The 20,941-nt window shown below is 61.9% G+C and carries 16 protein-coding genes and 1 pseudogene; 8 read left to right on the top strand and 9 right to left on the bottom strand.

All coding sequences use genetic code 11. From position 1 onward, the window contains the following. The first annotated feature begins 254 nt into the window (after positions 1 to 254). Positions 255 to 2,129, top strand: coding sequence for a sulfatase-like hydrolase/transferase (locus F6X42_RS13250; protein ID WP_187634644.1), 1,875 nt, complete (start codon positions 255 to 257; stop codon positions 2,127 to 2,129). 65 nt (positions 2,130 to 2,194) lie between these two features. Next, positions 2,195 to 2,416 (top strand): hypothetical protein, encoded by a 222-nt coding sequence (locus tag F6X42_RS13245; RefSeq protein ID WP_187634643.1) that lies wholly within the window; start codon positions 2,195 to 2,197, stop codon positions 2,414 to 2,416. 104 nt (positions 2,417 to 2,520) lie between these two features. Here the strand turns inward: F6X42_RS13245 and F6X42_RS13240 are convergent, their stop codons facing one another. The 6 genes from F6X42_RS13240 to F6X42_RS13215 all read right to left on the bottom strand — a co-directional run bounded on the left by F6X42_RS13240 (position 2,521) and on the right by F6X42_RS13215 (position 9,363). Next, positions 2,521 to 2,946 carry a hypothetical protein gene (locus F6X42_RS13240; protein ID WP_187634642.1) on the bottom strand — a complete coding sequence of 142 codons (426 nt, stop codon included), beginning with the start codon at positions 2,944 to 2,946 and terminating at the stop codon, positions 2,521 to 2,523. 515 nt (positions 2,947 to 3,461) lie between these two features. Further along, complete coding sequence (locus tag F6X42_RS13235; protein WP_187634641.1) at positions 3,462 to 5,147, bottom strand: alkaline phosphatase family protein; 1,686 nt, start codon at positions 5,145 to 5,147, stop codon at positions 3,462 to 3,464. Positions 5,148 to 5,446: 299 nt separating this feature from the next. Continuing rightward, the gene (locus F6X42_RS13230; RefSeq protein WP_246530080.1) at positions 5,447 to 5,869 is read right to left on the bottom strand and encodes a hypothetical protein; all 423 of its coding nucleotides are present in this window, start codon (positions 5,867 to 5,869) and stop codon (positions 5,447 to 5,449) included. 77 nt (positions 5,870 to 5,946) lie between these two features. Continuing rightward, positions 5,947 to 7,395: a phosphonoacetaldehyde dehydrogenase gene (phnY, locus tag F6X42_RS13225; RefSeq protein ID WP_222945582.1), complete on the bottom strand. Its 1,449-nt coding sequence runs from the start codon at positions 7,393 to 7,395 to the stop codon at positions 5,947 to 5,949. Between the two features lie 75 nt (positions 7,396 to 7,470). Continuing rightward, a complete protein-coding gene (locus tag F6X42_RS13220) occupies positions 7,471 to 8,193 on the bottom strand; it encodes an alkaline phosphatase family protein (RefSeq protein WP_187634640.1) in 723 nt (240 codons plus the stop codon). A 12-nt stretch (positions 8,194 to 8,205) separates the two neighbouring features. Further along, positions 8,206 to 9,363: a 2-aminoethylphosphonate--pyruvate transaminase gene (locus F6X42_RS13215; protein ID WP_187634639.1), complete on the bottom strand. Its 1,158-nt coding sequence runs from the start codon at positions 9,361 to 9,363 to the stop codon at positions 8,206 to 8,208. Positions 9,364 to 10,033: 670 nt separating this feature from the next. Between F6X42_RS13215 and F6X42_RS13210 the strand changes: the two are divergent. Continuing rightward, a pseudogene (locus F6X42_RS13210) lies at positions 10,034 to 10,621 on the top strand (membrane-bound PQQ-dependent dehydrogenase, glucose/quinate/shikimate family); the annotation flags it as partial. A gap of 41 nt (positions 10,622 to 10,662) precedes the next feature. On the opposite strand, the gene F6X42_RS13205 reads toward F6X42_RS13210, so the two are convergent. From F6X42_RS13205 to F6X42_RS13195, 3 genes are read right to left on the bottom strand one after another with little or no spacing between them, the layout of a single operon-like run. Further along, the gene (locus F6X42_RS13205) at positions 10,663 to 10,770 is read right to left on the bottom strand and encodes a hypothetical protein (RefSeq protein ID WP_187634638.1); all 108 of its coding nucleotides are present in this window, start codon (positions 10,768 to 10,770) and stop codon (positions 10,663 to 10,665) included. A 1-nt stretch (position 10,771) separates the two neighbouring features. Further along, positions 10,772 to 11,788, bottom strand: a complete 1,017-nt coding sequence (gene cydB, locus F6X42_RS13200) for a cytochrome d ubiquinol oxidase subunit II (protein WP_187634637.1) — start codon at positions 11,786 to 11,788, stop codon at positions 10,772 to 10,774. Then, entirely contained in the window at positions 11,769 to 13,205 is a 1,437-nt protein-coding gene (locus tag F6X42_RS13195) for a cytochrome ubiquinol oxidase subunit I (protein WP_187634636.1), read from the bottom strand. Before F6X42_RS13195 ends, cydB begins: the two co-directional genes overlap by 20 nt. 243 nt (positions 13,206 to 13,448) lie before the next feature. On the opposite strand from F6X42_RS13195, the gene F6X42_RS13190 reads away from it, so the two are divergent. The 5 genes from F6X42_RS13190 (at position 13,449) to F6X42_RS13170 (ending at position 20,865) form a co-directional block, all read left to right on the top strand. Further along, a complete protein-coding gene (locus F6X42_RS13190; protein WP_187634635.1) occupies positions 13,449 to 15,290 on the top strand; it encodes an HAD hydrolase family protein in 1,842 nt (613 codons plus the stop codon). A gap of 99 nt (positions 15,291 to 15,389) precedes the next feature. After that, positions 15,390 to 15,677, top strand: a complete 288-nt coding sequence (locus tag F6X42_RS13185; RefSeq protein ID WP_246530079.1) for a hypothetical protein — start codon at positions 15,390 to 15,392, stop codon at positions 15,675 to 15,677. Positions 15,678 to 15,996: 319 nt separating this feature from the next. Continuing rightward, positions 15,997 to 18,474, top strand: coding sequence for a type VI secretion system Vgr family protein (locus tag F6X42_RS13180; RefSeq protein ID WP_312892667.1), 2,478 nt, complete (start codon positions 15,997 to 15,999; stop codon positions 18,472 to 18,474). A gap of 2 nt (positions 18,475 to 18,476) precedes the next feature. Further along, positions 18,477 to 20,462 (top strand): Tle3 family T6SS lipase effector, encoded by a 1,986-nt coding sequence (locus tag F6X42_RS13175; protein WP_222945581.1) that lies wholly within the window; start codon positions 18,477 to 18,479, stop codon positions 20,460 to 20,462. Then, the gene (locus F6X42_RS13170) at positions 20,449 to 20,865 is read left to right on the top strand and encodes a T6SS immunity protein Tli3 family protein (protein WP_187634633.1); all 417 of its coding nucleotides are present in this window, start codon (positions 20,449 to 20,451) and stop codon (positions 20,863 to 20,865) included. The genes F6X42_RS13175 and F6X42_RS13170 overlap by 14 nt, the downstream gene beginning before the upstream one ends. The last annotated feature ends 76 nt before the right edge of the window (positions 20,866 to 20,941 follow it).

The following is a 20,941-nucleotide window of genomic DNA, read 5'->3' as shown; positions in this document are numbered from 1 at the left end:
CGCCTTGCATCAGCAACAAAAGATGCGAAGCAATGGCGGGTATGCCTTGAAAATCCTCACTACGATCAGTGACATAAGGTGAAACGAATTCTTCCCTTATACGTCGCGAGTTTCGCCTATGCTTAGTTTGGCTTTCGACAGGTTCTTGATAAAGGACGGTCGGATTATCTGGATTCGTCGTATCAAACGAAAGCCAACTGAAGCTCGTAAGGATTATTGAAATTCCCCAATGCATTTACTCAGGACGACAAACCATGGACAGAAGAGAATTTATCAAGAAGACGTCGGCCGTCGGCGCAGCCGTCGCTACGGCCAATGTCACCGCTCAGGCCGCGGATGGCACGCAAGGGGGCGACTCTTCCAACAGCAAGCCTAATATTCTCTTCATCCTGCTCGACGAAATGCGCTTTCCTCGCGTCTTCCCGGACGGCATCACCGATGTGCGAGGCTTTCTCAAGACCTACATGCCGAGAACATTCGATCTGTGGAGAAAGGGTGTCAAATTCTCGGGCCATTACACGGCGGCTTCGGCATGCAGCCCGGCGCGTGCCGCGCTGGTCACAGGGCTCTATACGCAGCAGAACTGGCTGCTAACAACTATTCTGGATTCGCCAGATACGAGGGTATCGATACAACCGGTGCTGCGCCGCGAGTATCCGACGTACGGGAAAATCCTCCAGTCGCTCGGCTATTTGACGCCGTACATCGGCAAATGGCATTTGTCGATCGTGCATAAAGGGCCACGCCCGCTCTCGCTGTATGGTTTCGAGGGCATGACGTATCCCGATCCGACCGGCAGCAACCTGCAAGGCACGATCGGAGATCCGGGAGAAGGCTATCTGAGCGACGCGAATATCGCGGACCAGGCAACGCAATGGTTGCAGGGACGCAAGCCGGGCGATTCACCGTGGTGCCTGACTGTCGGCTTCATCAATCCGCACGACAAGGAGTTCTTTCCCGCGGGCACGGAGTTCAAGCGCTTTACCGCGTTGTTCAATTCGAATCGGTACAACCCGAACGGCTATACGCAGTGGGTCAATTACACCAAGGGGCCGCCTGCTTACGACTGGGAATCCAACCCGCTGCGCAGTCCGCCCCGGCTCGACTATCCGGCGACTGCGCCCAACTGGGAATCCGGCTCTCAACTGGCAGCGAACAAGCCGCCGATGCAAACCTTCAACCGCACGATTCAGGAAGCCGTGTGGGGCGGTGTCCAGGATACGCGTGGTACCGACTTCGAGATCACGGCTTATCCGGTGAATCCGAACTATCCGCCGCCGTCCGAGACCAAAGGCATCGCCAAGGCGCCTTTCCATTACTGGAAGCGAGGCCTCGATTCGTACACGCAGATCATGTCGATCGTAGATGCGAAGATAGGCGCCGTCGTCGACGCGTTACCGCACGCTGTCGCGAGGAAAACGATCATCATTCTCACGTCGGATCATGGCGATTATGCGGGCGCGCACGGCCTGATCTCGGGGAAGACCGGGACGTGTTACGAAGAAGCGTTCAACGTCCCGCTCATCGTGGTCGATCCGACCGGGCAGTACAACGGCGATCTCGACACCGTGCGCGGCGCGCTGACGTCGTCAGTGGACATTCTTCCGCTGCTCGTCACCATCGGCAACGGAGGTCAACGGAACTGGCTGACCGGGGACTACGCTCAGATGTACGGCAACCGGCACGACCTGCTCCCGATGTTGAAGAGCTCGAGCGCACCAGGCCGGCCGTATGTGGTCTTCTCATCGGACGAAACCGTGCCCGAAAGCGTGAACTTCAACAATGCAGCGCCGCACATCATCGGCGTGAGGACCGACAGGGACAAGCTGGGAACATACTCGCACTGGGCGCCGTCCACCACGACGATCACCGGTTCGAGCGACCTGGAGTACTACGATTACTCGACTGAGCAGGGAAGGCTGGAACTCGATAACCGCTACCGCGACCCCGCAGCGCAGGCGCTCCATGATCAGTTGATATCGGACATTCTTCCGAACGAGTTGCAAGCGCCCTTGCCGGGCTATCTGGTCGCAGCGCAGAATCTCGCACAGGCGCGCTACCTTGAGTACGTGCAGTTGATCAACAGCGGCGGCAATTTCGAACTGCCGTTCAAAATTGGGGATGTGTGAACGAGTTGACCGCTCGCCGAGCCGGCTTGCGCCACATTGAAGAAGCGCACGAGGCCAGGCCGGCGATGACGATTCACTCAGCCGTCACCAACACGAATGCGCTACGCGGCGGCAATGAAGCGATCACCGTTCCATCGGCGGCGACAACGAGCCTTGAGGCGCCGTGGCTTGCCGCCGCGCGATTCGCGAGCACCGTGCCCCGCGGCAGACCGGTTGCGAGCGTACTCGCCGCGGCGTCGCTGTCCGAAGTATTGATGGCCGGCAAGACTCATCCATCCATGACTTAGCTGACATTCCTCGACACCGGGTTGCGAAGGTCAGCAAAGCGACCTGCTGCCGCCGCACGCTGCCCGATCGGCAGCCGACCGCTATGGCCGAACTGTTGACCGCATTAGCCAGATAAGCGATTGTGGGACGTCGGCAGATCCATCGGACGATCAAGGCGCGCATTGGGCGAATGCGTGCGAATGGTGGTGATCCCGATTTGGCCTGGTAACTCGTCGTGCGCGTTGGCGGCGAGTAGCCGGGGCAAGTTCCATTCACAGGTGGGGAACACGCCGAGAGGGCAGTCGCTGCACGGGTCTGCCGTGCGATGGTTGCGCCATGCGAGCAGGAGTTTGAGCATCGCGCAGAACACAAGTACGATCGCTGCCTTGAAGAGCCAAACGGGAACAAGATAGCTCACACAAAAAAGCCCGCTCACCAGATAACTGCCACTCGCGAACCCCAACAAGCTGCGCGCGAACATCTTGAAGCGCTTGACCTGCAGTAGCGGTTGGAGCAAGGTCGGCGCCAGCAGCAACAGATGGAAAGCCATCCACTGTGCCAGCGACCAACGCTGCCAGCCGACCGAGCAGGCCGCGGCACTGCCGAGCGGTGTGCCGGGCGCGACGCAGGTGCAGCCGAGAACAACGGTCGCCCGAACGGCCGCACCAGGTGATGATCGTGACGCGAGCAATGCGGGTGATGCGCCCAGCGCAGCATGCCCGAGCCCGGCGCGAGCCGCTTGATGTCGCCAGCCAGCGGCATCGGTACGGCGCCCTCGCTCAGCGCGAGACCTGGCGCGCCGGCGGACGGGCGTGGTGCGTCGAGCTCACTCATTGCGGCGGAACACCATCGCGAGCACGCTCTTCGATCCATTGCAGGTGGCCGTCGCCGACTGGTACACCTGGACGACCCAGTAGCCTTCGGCAGCCTTGCGGTTGGCGTGGTCCTTTTTTGAAGGCGCCTGTGGTCCGCATGACTAGACCTCGCAAAAACGGCTGCGCCGCGATCGTTCCAACACTGATCGCGGCGCAACTCACTACTCAAATACGTCGACTAAACCAACGCTCAGTCGTGATCAAACTCCGGCAGCGCACGCGTACCTTCAATCGACACCGAATGCAGCAGCTCAGGCTTCAGATCGAGCAGACGCAAAATCGTCGGCGCGACCTGCGTGGTCAGCACGCGCTCGTCGTTGACCTGCCCGGCGTGATGCGTATGGGGCACGTACGTCACGAGACCGAGATGGCTGTCGTCGGGCGCATTGCCGCCATGCTCTTCGTCCTTCGACGTGCTGGACGTGTAGATGACGCCCGGGTTCGGCTGAACGATGATGTCGGGCGTGCGGCCGCGCGACGGATCGCCGAACCGGTTCGCCAGTTGCGGGCCAGACAGGATGTACGCCTGCGGGCCGTCCGCGCAAATGCCCGGCGCGTTGCAACTCAGATTGGCTTTCAGTGTCTTCACGACAGAGGACACCTGGCTTTGATCGCGCAGCCAGATCAGACCGACGTCGTCGGTCTGCACGAGACCGGTGCCGACGAGTCCAGTGCCATCGTTGAGATTGCCGCTCTTGGTAGCGGCCTGCCCAAAGTTACCGCCTGAATCCAGATAGTTGTTTGCTTCGAGCAGTCTGGTCAGCGTATCGCCGTTCTTCACGAGCTTCGAATGATCGGTCGGCGACTGGCCATGCTTCGCGGTCACGATGATCGCCGTCGACGAATAGAGATTGCGTTGCTTCAGTTCGGACACGATGCGTCCCAACGCGTCGTCGATATACGCGATCGCGCCGGCTACTTGCGGGCCCGGCGTGAAGCTCGCATCCAGATAGCCGCCGCCGCTCGCGACCGTGGCTTTCTGCGCGACGCTCAGCGTCTGGAAGTTCGCGCCGAACACGGTCGGGACCGCGGCGCTCATTTGACCGGTCGAATCCTTGCCATCGATTTCATGGATCAGAGATTGCACGTGGTAGTTGTCGAACTTTTCCGTGTGCGTGTACGTGTCGAGGTAATACGTTTTGGTCGCCGGATCGATCGAATTTATTTCGGTGCGGGCAAGATCGTCGACGCCCGTGCCGGACGGTCCGTTGAGCCAGTCATAGCCCCACGCGTGTTTGTCGGCCCACGCGGTACGCGCGCCGTGAACGTTGCGCTTGATTACTTCGAAGACCGTGTTGGTCTTCAGGTAGTTGTGCGGATAGACGGGCGTGCAGACACCATTGACGAGCGCATGCGGAATCGCCTGCGGATTGAATGCGCCGCCGCCGTCGAGATGGGTGAGCGCGCCGCCGTTCTCGCCGTCGATGCCCGTCGTTTCATCGAAGATGACATTCCAGCCGGTCGGACCCGTGCAATTGCTATCGGACGGCGCATAGAGCGTGCGGTCGTAGGAGACGTCGTAAAAGAGGCCCGCGGACTTCGGCGAGCCGCCGGTCACTAGCGCGGCGAGGCCCGGAAACGAATCCGACAGTCCCGGCGTGTGCGCGTTCGTATAGGTGGTGCCTGACTTCGCGAGCAGCGCGAGGTTAGGGCAGGTGTTCGCGCCGATGCAACGCGCGACGTCCTGCTCATGCAGGCCATCGAAGCTGATCAGCAGCACATGCTTGACCGACGCGCGATCGCGATCGCGATCGTGATCGCGACCGTGGTCGTGATCGTCGCCGGCTGTCGCGACCGCCGAGTACAGCCCGGCGAGCAGTGCGACGGCTGCGCACATTGCGCTTTGCTTACGCTTCCATTTCGTGATCGGTTTCATGTCTCGTCCTTTTGTTTGACAACGGATTTTGGTAATGCGGGACGAATTTGAACCGTAAAAAAAGTCATTTACGTGACCTCGAATTAATATTTTGCAATACTGAGATCGTAAGATTTTGTTAAGGTACGCGTGATTCGTTCGAGCCGCAGGCGCGGCGGATCGGAATCGATTCCTCGCGCGATCTACGCGAGTCGTCCTGCATAAAAAACGGCACCGGCTATCGCTGCCGGTGCCGTTTCGCCAGTGGGTAGTCAAATACCGCCAGGCGGCAGCTTCTAACAATAATCGTAGCGTTTGCCTCAGGCCATCTGTGCATCGTCATCGTTGGCTGCTTCGCGCTCGAGCAGCGGATAGGCGAGGGCGCAGATGTGTGACTGGATTCGCACGAGATCGCGCAGCACATCGAGGTGCAGAGAACTCGACGCGATGCTGTCGGCCTTGCCTTCACGCAGGCGGTCGAGATGAGAGTCCCGTGCGGCACGTTCGAGACGTCGCAGCGCCTGTTTATCATCGAGCAGCTGCGCCGCGGTCTGCGGCCGGGCCGACACGAGCAGCGCCTGAGCCCGATGGAAACTGTCGATCACCGACTGGTGCGGCGCGCGCAGTTCCGTGGCGCCTTCGGCCGAAAAGCTGACCTGTCCCGCCGAGCCGTACACGAAGGTGAATGCGAGCGCGACGAGGAACGTAGGCCGCGCGATGAACGTATCGATGAGCCTGCCCACGAAACGCGCGCCCGAAACGGCACCTTCGTTGCGTTGGATCTGGATGCAATTGGCAATTCAGGTGGCCGCGCGGCCGCTCACTCCCAGGGCATCGACCAGGTCCGTACGTTCGTGTAGCTCTTCATTGCCTCGACCATGCCCTCCTTGTAACCGTTGCCTGAATTCTTGATGCCGCCGAACGGCGACATCTCCGTGCGATAGCCGGGCACTTCCCAGACGTTCACGGTGCCGACCTCGAGCTCCTTCACGAAGCGCGTGACGTAGTCGAGCCGGTTCGTGCAGACGCCCGACGACAAGCCATAGTCTGTCGAGTTCGAAATGCGGATGACTTCCTCCAGCGCATCCGGCACGCGGATGATCGGGATGACCGGGCCGAAGGTTTCCTCGTGGACGAGCTCGCAGTCGTACGGCACATGGTCGACGACGGTCGGATGGAACAGCGCGCCCTGGCGCGGCGCACCGTAAAGCACCCGTGCACCGCGAGCCTGCGCGTCGGCGACCCGGCGCTCGAACAGTTGCGCGGACGCCTCGTTGATGACCGTGCCCACATCGACGGAAGGATCCATGGGGTCGCCGCACTTGAGTTTTTTCGCATGCACGAGTACGCGCTCGACGAAGGCATCTGCCACGCTTTGCACGACCAGAATCCGCTTGACCGCCGTGCAGCGCTGCCCGGAATTTTTGGTCGCGCCAGTCACCGCGAGCTGCGCGGCCTTGTCGAGGTCGGCATCCTCCATCACGATGAGCGGATCGTTGCCGCCGAGTTCCAGCACCGTGCGGCGATAGCCGGCGTTTTGCGCGATGTACTTGCCGACTCGCACCGAACCCGTGAACGTGATCAGATCGGCGTGCGGATCGGTGATCATCGCGTCGCCCATCGTGCGCGGATTGCCCGTGACGACGCTCAGCATCTCCGGCGGCAGGCCCGCTTCATAGAGCACGTCGGCGAGCGCGAGCGCGGTGAGCGGCGTGAGCTCGGTCGGCTTGAGCACCACGCGATTGTTGGTCGCGATCGCGGGCGCAAGCTTGTGGCTCACCATGTTCAGCGGGTGATTGAATGGCGTGATCGCCGAGATCACGCCGAGCAGCGGCAGCCGCGTCGTGAAAATCTTGCGGTTCTTGCCGTTCGGACTGATATCGCAGGCGTAGATCTCGCCATCGTCCAGGCACGTGAGTTGCGCCGCAAACGACCACACGTCGAAGGCACGGCTTGCTTCATAAAGTCCATCCTTCCAGCACAGCCCCGACTCCGCGATGATCAGGCGCGCGAAGTCTTCCTTGCGCTCGCTCAGCAGCTCGGCCGTGCGCTGCAGGATGCGCTGGCGCTCGAAGCGCGTGAGCCGCGGCTTGAATGCGTGCGCTTTCGCGAACGCTTGCTGCACGTGCTCGGGACGGCCTGCGGGCACCGTCCCCACGACTTCATTCGTGTACGGGTTGAAGACTTCGATCAGCTCGTCGGTGCTCACGTGCTGGCCGGCGATGCGCATCGATTCGTGCCTGATGGCGGGTTTGGTCATTACGTTCATCGAATACCTCGTCCAATGATCCGGTGGGGCCCGCGCGCCCGCGCCTGGCGGGGCACGCGGACTGTGAGCGGCGCGCTATGCGGCGGCCTGCAAAACGTGATTCAACGCGACGTCGAAAATGTCGAAGTTGCGTAGCGCGCGGTTTGCCGGCCAGGCGGTTCTGCGGTTGACGATGAGCGGCACATTTTCTTCCGACAGGCCGCCATGCGAACGCAGCGGCTCGGTCAGACCCGACAGATCGTGACGCGCTGCGCTCGTACCGAATACCTTGGCGCGTGTGCCGATCACGACCACGTCGCCGATCCGGTCGGGCGGCAACTCGAAGCGCTCGCAGGCCTCGGCGCTCGTCAACGCGTGTTGAATGCCCTCGGTCTGGCGTAGCCGTGCGAGCAGCGTGCGCAGCTTGTCCTTCGCGGTCACCACCGCGACCTTGGCGCCAGCGTCGTGGAACGCCGCGAAGATCGTCGGCGCACGAAGGAAACGCGCGTCGTTCATCATGACTTCTTCGCCGCTGGTGCGATCGTAGAAATAGTTGCCCGCGATGCCGTGCACTTTCGGCGGCCTGCCCGTCACGATCGACAGATTGTTCGGGTTGGTAAAGCTCGGAATCACGCATTGCGCGATGCGGCTCGTGCCGGTGCGCAACAGTTTCGCGAGATTGGGCGCGTGGCCAGCCTTCGCCGCTTCGTCGATATAGGCCGGCTCCGAACCGTCGAGGCAGATGACGACGACCGGCAGCGACGGAAACCGATAATCGCGGCCGTTGATGCTCAGTTCGGTATCTTGCGGAGTACTCATCGGATCCTCCCTTCATGCCGTTTTGGCGACAGGACGGCTCATGCCCATTTCATCGAGCACGGCGCCGATCGCGCTGAGCGCGGCGCGCATTTCACGCTCGTCGAGGCGGCCGATGCAGCCGATACGAAACGACTCGGCGACGGTCAGCTTGCCCGGATAGATCACATAGCCGCGCGCCTTCAGGCTGTCGTAAAAGCGCTGGAATTCGAAGCGCGGGTCCTCGGGCATGTGGAAGGTCACGATGATCGGAGCCTGCAGCGCCTCGGACAACAGTGGCTTGAAGCCGAGCGCGCGCATGCCTTCAACGAGAATCCGGCAGTTGTTGCGATAGCGCGCGCCGCGTCCCGCGACGCCGCCTTCGGCATCGAATTCCTCCAGCGCCTGATGGAACGCAACGATCACGTGGGTGGGCGGTGTGAAGCGGTACTGGCTGGTTTTTTCAAGGTTGGTCCACTGCTCGTGAAGATCGAGCACGAGCGTGGTCGCGTTGCCCTTGGAGCGGGCCAGCGCTTCGCGCCGGCAGATCACGAAGCCAAGGCCCGGCACGCCTTCGATGCACTTGTTCGATGAAGCGGCGACGGCATCGATATGCATCGTCTGCACGTCGATCGGCAATGCGCCGAATGCGCTCATTGAATCGACGAGATAGCCCTTGCCGAAGCGGGCCGCGATCGCGCCTATCTGCGCGATCGGGTTGAGGATGCCCGCGGTGGTTTCGCAGTGGACCGCGAACACATGCGTAATCGACGTCGTGGCGGCCAGCAGCTTCTCGATCTGGGCGAGGTCGGGCGGCGTGTCTTCAGCCGTTTCGTGTACGACGGTCTTGCGACCGGCTATCTCGAGGATGCGTTTGGCGCGCTTGCCATAGGCGCCGTTGATCAGCACCAGCACTTCGCCGCCGGGCGGCACGAAGGTTGTCAGCATCGCCTCGACAGCGAAGGTGCCCGAGCCTTGCATCGGCACGGTCACCCAGTCGTTGACGCCATTGGCGATCGCGGCGAGCCGCGCCAGCACCGAGCGATTGATCTCGATGAAGTTGGCGTCCCGGGAACCCCAATCGTGAACCATCGCGGTCTTGACGGTGCGCGAAGTGGTGAGCGGGCCTGGGGTCAGCAACAGTGGATCGCCAGTTTCGGAACAAGCCGGCGAGGCATACGGGGAACCGGTCATCGATGACTCCTGGTGGGTCGATTCGGATACTGCGTCAGTGCCTGGAAGTCACTTTACGAAATGCAACAAAAACAGTCAAGACGCCAACGTTTGCCACATTCGTCCGGGACGTGCAGAGACCCGCGTGGAGAATGGCGAAGTCCGCCACAGATATGGACAAGCCGTCTGCGCTCGGGATAAACCCGCACCGCGATGTGAGCGGCGTCACGTCCTTCGCCACACCACCGGAGTACACTGTTTTTTTCGGCGTCGTTACCGCGCAAGGAGGTCGAAATGAGATTCGTCGAAATGTTCAGGCGCCTGAGGCGGGGCGCCAAAGTTGGTCAGGCGGCCGACTCCGAGCCCCACGATGATCATGGGAAGGCGGCGCAACAGGGCGCGAGAAAGCAGTGGGACATCGTCGGCCGGAATCGCCATAAGCACGTGAAGTCGCAGTAGTGACAAGACGACTGCGCCCCGTGGTTCGATCTTCAGGTGAGCATCTCCGGCAGTTTTTCGCCGAAACCGGAGGGGCTGTCAGTCGCGGCGCGGCATGCCAGCTTGCCGGACTGCACGGATGGGCAGGTACCTGTGGCTCTGTTGTCCACAATGGCGTGGGGACGCCGGCAATCCGAATGCGACGCAGCCGATCGCACCGGGCCAGGTCTACGTGCGCAATTCGGTCAACATGTGGTCAGTGTTCGCGGTCGATCCGGTGCGGCAGGTGCTGATCGTGAATCCTAGCTATATGGCGTTCACGTCGAAGCTGGTGCCGCGCGCACAGATTGCATCGAACAACGGCGAACAGAAGGGCAGCGAAACGAGCGGCATCAAGCTCGCGCTCGGCACGCCGTTCGGCTTCGAGCTGAACGCGTTCCTGTCGCCGCTCGGCATTCCGTGTCAGGCGCCGCCGTGGGGCTACGTGGCCGCCGTCGACCTGCGCCAGGGGCATATCGTCTGGGAGCACAAGAACGGCACGGTCCGCGATAGCGCGCCGCTGCCGATCCCGATGCCGCTCGTCGTGCCGAGCCTCGGCGGCATGGTGACCACCGGCGGCGGCGTCGCGTTCCTGTCCGGCACGCTCGACTACTACCTGCGCGCCTATGACGTGCGCACCGGCGCGCGACTGTGGCAAGCGCGGCTGCCGGCCGGCGGCCAGGCCACGCCGATGACCTATGCCGACAGCAACGGCAAGCAGTACGTGCTGGTGGTAGCGGGCGGACATGGCTCGCTCGGCACGAAGCAGGGCGACTCCGTGGTCGCCTATACGTTGCCGTAGTGCCGCCGATGCAGTGACGCCGCAGTCGCGCGCGGCCACGCTCAATGCGTGAGCGCGTGCAGCAGAAGCTTAAGCGCGCCGGCCACCGTCGCGACCGCGGCGACGCCGGCGAGCCACAGCCCGGCGAACCACGCAAGGCGGCGCCACATGTCAGTGATACCCCTCGCCCGCGCGCATCTTTCCTTTGAATACCGAGTACGCGTACACGGTATAGCCGACGATCATCGGCACCGTGATTGCGGCGCCGACCAGCAGGAACGCGAGGCTTGAATGCGGCGCGGCCGCCGCGCGAAACGAGATCGACGGCGGCACGAGGTTCGGATAAAGACTGATCAGCAGGCCCGCGTAGCACAGCACGAAGATGCCATATGAAAACAGCAGCGGCTGCAGGTGACGACGCGCGGACAGGCTGCGGAAAAAGCCGATCGCCAGCAGCACGACCAGCACCGGCACCCACGCGGTGAACAGCAGGTCGGGCCAGTGGAACCAGCGTGCGGACAAGGAGTTTTGCAGCATGGGTGTCCATAGGGTGACCACCACGATCAGCGCAAGCACCGTGACGGCCATCGTGCGTGCATGCCGCCGGCAGCGCTCGTGCAACTCCCCTTCGGTGCGCCAGACCAGCCAGCACGAGCCGAGCAGCGTGTAACCCGCCATCACGGCGAGGCCGCACAGAATCGTGAAGCCGGTCAGCCAGTCCCACCAGCCGCCCATATACGAATACCCGGCGACCTCGATACCTTGCAGCAGTCCGCCGAGCACGAGGCCCTGGCACAGCGCGGCGAGCGCCGAGCCGCCGAAGAACGCGGCGTCCCACCACGCACGACCCTTGCCGATCGCGCGAAAGCGGAATTCGAACGCGACGCCGCGGAACACCAGCGCGAGCAGCATCGCGATGATCGGCGGATAGAGCGCCGGCAGAATCACGCCATAAGCCAGCGGGAAAACGGCGAACAGACCGCCGCCGCCGAGCACCAGCCACGTCTCGTTGCCGTCCCACACCGGCGCGATCGAGTTCACCATCACGTCGCGATCGACGCGTCGATGCTCGACCGCGAACAGCATGCCGACGCCGAGATCGAAGCCGTCGAGCAGCACGTAGGCGAGCACCGCGAACGCGAGGATCGCGGCCCATACCAAAGCGAGATCAAACGTGGCGGTCGTCATGTGTGGGGCTCCCCGCAGTTGATGAGCCGGCCTGCGCCTGGGCAGGTCCCGGCGTGATGCCGGCGCTGCGATGCGGCTTGTCCTTCGCGGGTCCCGGCGTGTCGAGCGTCGGCGTCGCCGCCATCAGCCGGAACAGAAAGACCACGGCCGCGCCGAATACGATCGCGTACACCACGCCGAAGCTCGCGAGCGAAACCGCGACGCCGGGCGCGGCGATCGGCGACACGCTGTCGGCGGTGCGCAGCAGACCATAAACGGTGTACGGCTGGCGGCCGACCTCGGTCACGGTCCAGCCACACAGCAACGCGATCAGACCGGCCGGCCCCATCGCGACCATGATGTGATGCATCCAGCGCGCTTGGTACAAGGTCCTTCTCGCGCGCGACACGAGACTGCCCAGTCCGAGCAGTGCCATCAGGATGCCGAGCCCGACCATCACGCGAAACGCCCAGAACACGACCGGCGAGAACGGACGCTCGGACGGCGGGAACGATTTCAGGCCGGCTATCGAGCCGTCCCAAGTATGAGTCAGAATCAGCGCGCCGAGATGCGGCACCTCGAGCGCGTAATCGGTCGTCTCCGTGCGCATGTTCGGGAATCCAAACAGGATCAACGGCTGGCCGGGACGCGCGACCCAATCGCCTTCGAGCGCGGCGATTTTCGCCGGCTGGTGCTTGAGCGTGTTGATGCCATGCTGATCGCCGACCACCATCTGGATCGGCGCGACGATGCAGGCCATCCAGAGCGCCATCGACACCATCAGGCGCGCGCACACGTTGCGAGAATCGCGTAGCAGATGCCAGGCGCCCACCGCGCCGACCAGCAACGCGACGCTCAGATACGTGGCCAGCACCATGTGCACGAGCCGGTAGGGAAACGACGGGTTGAAGATGATGCGCAGCCAGTCGGCTGGAAAGAAGCGTCCGTCGACGATCGTATAGCCCTGTGGCGTCTGCATCCAAGAATTGACGGCGAGGATCCAGAACGCGCTCATTAGTGTGCCGAGCGCGACCAGCAGCGTGGCGAGAAAGTGCAGACGCGGGCCGACGTGTTTCATGCCGAACAGCATCACGCCGAGAAAGCCCGACTCGAGAAAGAAAGCCGTCAAGACCTCGTAGGCCATCAGCGGCCCGACGATAGGGCCCGCGCGAAACGCGAAGCCCGCCCAGTTGGTGCCGAATTGATACGACATCACGAGCCCCGACACGACGCCGATGCCGAACACGACCGCGAAGATGGTCAGCCAGTAGCGGTAGACGGCGAGATACACCGGCTTGCGGGTGACGAGCCATGCGCCTTCGAGCACGGCCAGGTAGCTCGCGAGACCGATCGACATCGCGGGAAAGATGATGTGAAAAGCAATCGTGAAGCCGAATTGCATTCGGGCGAGGGTCACGGCATCGATGGAAAAGGACATCAGGGCTCCTCGTGACGCACGACGACAGGCTCGCGGCGTCGGACTGTCAAAAATGCAACGACGTACGCGGCGATTACAGCGGCGCGATGCGAGCGTTGCGCCGCGTGCCGGTGATGTCGCCGCGCACGCATGCGGCCCGCCCGCCGCCGCTACGACACGTAGCAAGCCCCATACCGTTGGGCGCGCGATCGTGCGGTATAGCGCTTGCTCGGCCGAGACATGATCGAAACCGAGGACCGCCCGATGCGATTTCTTGTACTCGCGACCGACTACGACAACACGCTCGCCAGCGACGGCCGGGTCGCCGAATCGACGTGGGCCGCGCTCGAACGCCTGCGCGCGTCGGGCCGTCACGCCATTCTCGTCAGCGGACGCGAACTCGATGACCTGCTCGCGATCTGCCCGCGGATCGAAATGTTTTCCCGCGTGGTCGCGGAAAATGGCGGCGTACTGTATTGCCCGGCCGACGGCGGGCGCCGTCTGCTCGCGTCCGCGCCGCCCGGCAGTTTCGTCGCGGAGTTGCGGCGACGCGCACCTGACGCGTTCAGTATCAGCCAGACGTTGATCGCGACGATGAAACCTCATGAGCATGTCGCGCTCGATGTGATTCGCGACCTCGGGCTGGAATTGCAGATCGTCTTCAATGGCGACGCAGTGATGATCGTTGCGCCTGGCGTGTCGAAGGCGAGCGGTCTGGACGCGGCGCTCGCCGATCTCGATCTGTCGCCGTTGAACGTGGTCGGAATCGGCGACGCGGAAAACGACCATGCGCTGCTCGACGCGTGCGGCCTCGCCGCGGCTGTCGACAACGCCTTGCCGGCGCTGAAGAAGCACGCCGATCTCGTCACGCGCGGCGTCGCGGGCGCGGGTGTCGCCGAGTTGATCGACGCGCTCATCGCCGACGATCTACGCGATATCGCCGACGCGTCGCCGCGCAATCGCATCGTGCTCGGCACCCGCCGGGACGCGCCGGACGACGAGCCGCTGTACTTGCCCGTGTACGGTAGCGTCGTGCTGCTCGTCGGCGAATCGGGCGCGGGCAAGTCGACCGCGACGGCGGGTCTGCTCGAACGGCTCGCGGGCGCGGGCCGCCAGATGTGCATCGTCGATCCCGAAGGCGACTACAGCGATGACGATGCGACGATCGTGCTCGGCGACGCGAGCAACGCACCGTCGATCGAAGAGGCCATGCAATTGCTGCGCCTTCCGGCGCGGCCGGCCATCGCGGTCAACCTGCTGCGCGTACCGCCGCCGGATCGGCCAGCGTTTTGCGCGAATCTGCTGTTGCAGATGCAGCATTTGCGCATGCGCACCGGACGGCCGCACTGGCTCGTGTTCGAAGAGGCGCATCATCTGTTTCCCGCGGAATGGGCCGGCGCGAACCAGGCGATTCCGGATGCGCTAGAAACGGCGCTCGCGGTCACCGTATCGCCCGAGCAGTTGTCGCCGGTGTTGCTGCGACAGATCGGCACGGTGCTCGCGATGGGCGACAACGCGCGCGCGGCCTTGCAGCGCTTCGCCGCGGCAAGTGGACATGAGCCGCCGGCGTCGAGCGGCGATGGGGCGCATCCGTCGACGGATGGCCCCGCGCAACTGGCCAAAGGCGACGCGCTGTTATGGCGCGTCGGCGACGCTGCGCCGCCACAACTCGTGCGGCTCGAACCGGGCCGCAAGGAAAAGCGCCGGCATCGTCGCAAGTACGCGGAAGGATTGCTGATTCCCGAGCGCAGCTTTCATTTTCGCGGCGAGCACGATGCGTTGAACCTGCGCGCACACAACCTCGTGCTGTTCGTCGAAATCGCGGAGGGCGTCGATGCGGCGACATGGGAGTTTCATCGCCGGCGTGGCGACTATTCGCGCTGGTTCGAACAGCAGATCGGCGACGCGGACCTGGCCGAAGAAGCGCGCGGCATCGAGCAGGACAGCGCGCTCGATGCCGCGCAAAGCCTCGCGCGCATCCGCGCCGCGATCCACGCGCGCTACACGCAGCCGGAAAATCCGTCGCTGCCCGCGGTGTTGACCGGCTCGCCGCAAAGTGGCGACGAGCCGGACCCGCATCGGTCCGGGGCCGAGCCGCAGCAATGACGCGTGGATTGCACCGTGACGTGCGCAGTCCGCGCCAGGCACGTGCGATGCGCAGACGCGGGTAGAACGGGCCGATGCCACGGACCGAAGGAGCCCAACATGCGCGTGCAGGCGATAGAGATTGCCGACTTCCTCGTAAGCTGGACCGTCATCAGGGATTCGGAAGGCGCTTTCCAGTGGGTCGTGCTCGTGACCGAACGCGGCGGCGAACATCACACGGTCTTCGAGCGACGCGGGACATGCGGCCACGTATCGTGGGGCGACGCGCTCGACATCGCGGCGGAGAACGCGCGCCGCGTCGCGATCGCGCTCGTCGAGCCAGCCGAGCCGGGCATGACGAACCCGCGGCGTGGGCGGACGCAGGCGGTGCCGCGGGCGAATCATTGATGCGCGATCGGGGGCGGCGGTTCGTCCGTCAAGTCGAGTAACGATTCGATCGGAGCGTTGCGACTGCAATGCTGAGCCCGGTTGCCGCGATTCTCAACAGGCCGGTCATCCCGAAGCCGCAGGTAGCGCCGCTCGCTGGATTTTTTCTTGAAGAATCGGAGTGCTATGGATAAACCGCGTGCGGTCTTGACGTGAATTGACACTTTTCCTATTGCGAAGTGTGAGGGAATGGATCGATGATCTGAAGCTTTCAATCGGGCGACAGATTGGCTCGCCGTCACTTCTCCGGAGCGAGCATTTGAATTCACGCGATCCAGCGGTGCGTCCAGGTATCGACGTCCACCAGTACTACGCCCTCGAAGTAGTTTCAACTCCGAGCGCCGCGCTCGCGGATATCTACTCGTTCACCGGCTCGCGCGGTATGGGTCTCGTAACGAACTACACCATCAAGTTCACGCACCCGCAGCGCGACCTGCCGCGTGGCGACTACATCAACAGGACGGCCTCTTTCGCCATTCAGCCGCCGCTCGTGACGCGCTGGGGCCAGCCGGAGGAAGCACGGCGCATCCATGGCGTGATTACCGGCTTTGCGCAGATCGCCAGCAATCACGACCAGACCGTGTACGAGGTGACGCTGGAATCGCGCCTCGCGTTACTGCGCAATATGCCTCGTACCCGTTTCTTTTTCGACATGACCGAGCCTGAGGTGATCGGGAAGATTCTCAGGGAGAACGGGTTCAACCAGGTTTTCGCGGATTTCAGGTTCGAGCTTTATCGCACCTACCGCAAGCGTCCGATCATCACTCAATGGTGCGAGGACGATCTCACCTTTCTTATGCGCCTGTGCCGCAGGGTCGGCATCTGGTTTGTGTGCGAATCCGGCAAACGCTGCGAGGAAGTCCGCTTCGGGGATGAGTTCATCCATTACATTCGCGACACGAAGCGCTTCACGGTGCCGTACCAGGAGCCGAATGGCCTGCATTCGGTGGCTCGGGAATCCGTGCAGTCGCTCGCCATGCGCACGACGATGAAGCCCGCGACGTACTCGGTACGCAGCTATAGCACGGAAGAGCCGAATAACGAGCGGGTGAACGGCACACAGTCGATCCACGATGACGCCACGACCTACGGCGAAACCTACACTTGGGGTCTCGATCTGGATGACGAACAGGATGCCAGGCGCGAAGCCGAACTGCGGCAGCAGGCGGCGCTGGCGGGGCAGATCGTCTATACCGGGACATGCGACCTGCTCGATATCCGGCCGTCCTGCGTGCTGCAGCTATCGAACCGCGAACTGCCCGAGGTGAAGTACGGGTTGCTGGTCACTGGCATGACCTGCAGCGCTTCGCGCAAGGAGGGCTACAAGGTTGAGTTCACCGCGATCCCGAGCGACCGGCAATACAGGATGCCCCTGCTGGAAGAAACGTGGCCTCGCATACAGGGGGTAGTGACTGGCACGATTGCATCGACAAACGGCTATGAAGGCCCGTACCTGGACGATCAGGGGCGCTACATCGTCAATCTGCATGCGGACAGGGACGCGCGCACGCCGGGGCTGGAGAGTTGCCCGATGCGCCTTGCGAAGCCTTTCGCGGGACAGGGACGGACGGGCTTCCACTTCGGGCTGGAGCCGGGAACGGTCGTCACCGTGGGCTTTCTGTGGGGCAATCCCGACAGGCCGTTCATATCGCAAGTACTGCACACGGCAAAGCACATGGACCCGCTGGTTGTCGGTCATCCGTGGGCGATGCGGCACACGATCCGCACGCGCAGCAATAACACGCTGCAGATGGACGACCGCAGCGGCCAGGAGCATATCAAGCTCGCAACGGAAAATGGCAAGTCCCAGCTAAACCTGGGCCATGTCGTGGATCGCGATGTCAAGCAGCGCGGTGAAGGTTTTGAGCTGCGCACGGACAATAAGGGAAGCGTGCGTGCGGATGGTCTGCTGGTGACGGCCTGGAAACAGCAGAAAGCGAACGGTCCGATGACCGACATGGACGCCGCGCAGACACAGTTCAGTCTTACGCAGGCGCAGGCCCAGGGACTGGCCTCGGCTGCGACGATAGCCAAGGCTGGGATCGCTGACCTCAAGGCTGAAAACCAGTGGCTCAAGGAGGAACTGGCGGGACTGAAGCAGGCTGTCATCGCCCTGACGGCGCCACATGGTGTCGGCATCGCAACGCCGAGTCGCATGATGGTATCGACCGGGAAGGACACAAGTTTTGCCACCTCGTCGGGCTTCAATGTCAATGCGTTGAAGAACATCGCCCTTGCCGCCGTCGAGGCCGTTTCCGTGTTTGCGCAGCGTGCCGGAATCCGCATTCTTGCGATGCGCGGAAAGGTTCAGATACAGGCGCAGTCGGATGCGATGGAACTCGTCTCGCAGGACAACATGCAGTTGTCGAGCGCGGCCGGCACGCTAACCGCCAATGCGGCCAACGGGGTAATCCTTCAGGGTGGCGGAACGGCTTACATCAAGGTTCATGGCGATAACGTCGAAATCGGCGGCGCGGGCGAACTGATCCTCAAAATCGCGGGGATCGACAAGAGCGGACCTGGAGCGCTTGCGCTGCCGCTGCCGAAGTTCATGCAGTCCAGTGTGACGAACAATGAAAAATTCGTTCTTTGCGATGACGTGACGGGACGTCCGCTCGCGAACCGTCCATACCGCATCCAACTGGCGAACGGAAAGATCGTGGAAGGCAAAACAACCGCGAACGGCGAGACTTCCATTTCGGGAAACGAAGTGGCGCAAGGTCTGAAACTGATGCTTCAGAAAAATAGGAATGCGTAACGATGGGTGATGAAATGAACAATCGGGCAGTCCCGTCCGCGCAGCCGGACAACGCGGATACGGCGTCCGCAGTGAAACAGCCCTATCAACTGGGTGTCGCTACCAACACGGTTCTTATGCAGCGCGATCATCTCGGGCAGCCGTACTGGGAATCCTATATGACGCCGGGTAGTTATCAGGTTTATGCCAAGGCGCTTCTTCCGCCGCATCTGCCTGGCGTCATCATCTTCGTCCATGGTGTCAACTCGGAGGGGGAGTGGTATGACAATGCGGAGCAGCAGCTATGCCAAGGACTGAATGATCGCCTTGGTCGAGCAGATTTGAAACCAAACCGCTATGAATATACGGATGCGAATGACAGACCATCCGCTCGTACCGTCAAAGGTATGGGGAGGTCGCCCGTCATCCGGTTTCACTGGGGCTATCGTGCTATGGATGGTGAGAAGGAAAACTGGAAAGTACCGCTAAGGAACATCGAAGGTGTTGATCGGTGGACAGAAGCTGGTTCAAAAAAGCAAGGTCCGTGGTACTGGGGCGGTGGCCCGTTCCAGAACGGTACCAACAATCTTCAGCAGATATGGAGCGAGAAAGGGTTCAGCCGAAATCTGTTTGGTTTTGTCAATATGCAGTGGTTCAATACCGAATGGGAGCGTGAATTGCATCACGCTCCCGGTCGGCAATATTACGCCCATGCGGCGCAGCGTCTTGCCGATCTCATCGACCGGATCGGGACGGCTTACCCGCAGGATACGGTGACGGTCATGTCGCATAGCCAGGGCACGATGATTGCGATGGCGGCAACCTTGTTGTGCAAGACGCGCGCGCCTGATTCGCTGGTGGTAATGAACTCCCCATTTGCGCTGGAAGACAAGCCGACCGACGCGCTTACCAGCTACCACGAGCGTCCGACCACGCAGGCGCGAGTCAATACCTTTAAGGCTGTCGCGAACCGGATTCAGCGTGACCGGAAAGTCTTCACCCCGGAAGATCGCGAGCAACTGCATGTCGGCGCAACGCAGGATAACGAATTATGGAAGCCTGACGCTGTGTTCAATGGTGTCAAGGAGAGGGACAATCATGGGCGTTTCTATGTTTATTTCAATCCCCATGATCGAGTGATGGGAGCCTCGCCATTACAGAGCATCGGCTGGCAGGGCGTATCCAATGTACTGATCGGCGAACTGGGCGAAACGGTCAAGCAGCGCATGCTGGCGCGGGGAACGCCCTGCTGTGACGAACCCGGCATGAAAAGATTTGGTTCGCTACCGCCGATTCCGAATCCTGAGTCCGGCGTCAAGCCGACCGAGTTCTGGAACGGCAACCGGCAAGTTGCCGGAATGCCGCTGTGGACAGTGCCGAACGGCAACCAGCAGGTGAACATCAACGCCGAGCAGGTTCCACATCCAATTACTGCCGAGGAAATGTCGAAGCGAATCTTGCGTAGTGTCACGCTGATGAAGGACGGGAAGATGTACAAGAAAGATAACGTGCCCCGTTACTTTGATGAAGCCCATTCAGATCAGGATGTCCTGGGCGCGCGCGATGATGACGGCGCCTACCTTGACTCCGGCGTGCCCTATCTCGAATCCATTCACGACAGGGAGAAGACAGTTTTTCCGAACGATCCCTATTCGGCCTCCGGCCGAACAGGAAGACTCGAAACTCAGCAGGAAATGCTGAACCGAATCGAGGATTACCAGCCGATGCCGACCAATCACAGTACGCTGGCGCAGTTCGAGCCGTTCATGACGCGCGTAGCAGCGTGGGACCTGCCAATCGGCTTTTGCGATTCATTCGAGAATCCGGATTTTTGGGCTCGGTTGATACGTGACGCAGACTGGCTGAACTACACCGATCCGTACTTCGCGTACGGGACGCTGATCGTGCCGCCAGTGCCGGAAGGAGTCGATAAGGAAACGGTTGCCAATGCGATCACGGAGGCGCAGGCCGAGCGACTGCGTAAGGAGGCGCTGTATGCGAAAAATTAATGCCTTTCGTGCCCTGAGCATGACGCTCTTACTTGCCTTAAGTGCCTGTCAACAGCAATGGGTTTACGACGCGGAGCGCAACCAGAAGGCCCTGGCGACCGGTCAGTATGAAGAAGTTCACTATAACGTGCCGCCGCAAGTGGTCTACCGCATCGACGATCACCGGTATGTCACGCTGGAGGACTACAACGGATGCCTCGGCTACGCCTGGTACAACGATACACGAACCGACGTGCGAACGAAGATTGGCCTGATGTGGCCAACCGGGTTCCGGGGAAGGTTGATTATTGACGATCCAACCGGAATGAACGTGGCGGTTCCCCGTGTATCACGAAACGTCTGTGGTGACAGAGGCTGTATTAACTACGTTGCCTACTCGACCCAACGGTGGACGAACATTTAATTGGGCTCGATACGATACGAGCGAAATAAGCTTCGATCCTGTCGAAGACTCCAACAGGTACGTGATTTCAGTTACG

Source organism: Paraburkholderia podalyriae (genome assembly GCF_014397785.1).
GTDB lineage: Bacteria > Pseudomonadota > Gammaproteobacteria > Burkholderiales > Burkholderiaceae > Paraburkholderia > Paraburkholderia podalyriae.
This window is presented reverse-complemented; position numbering and strand designations above follow the sequence as displayed.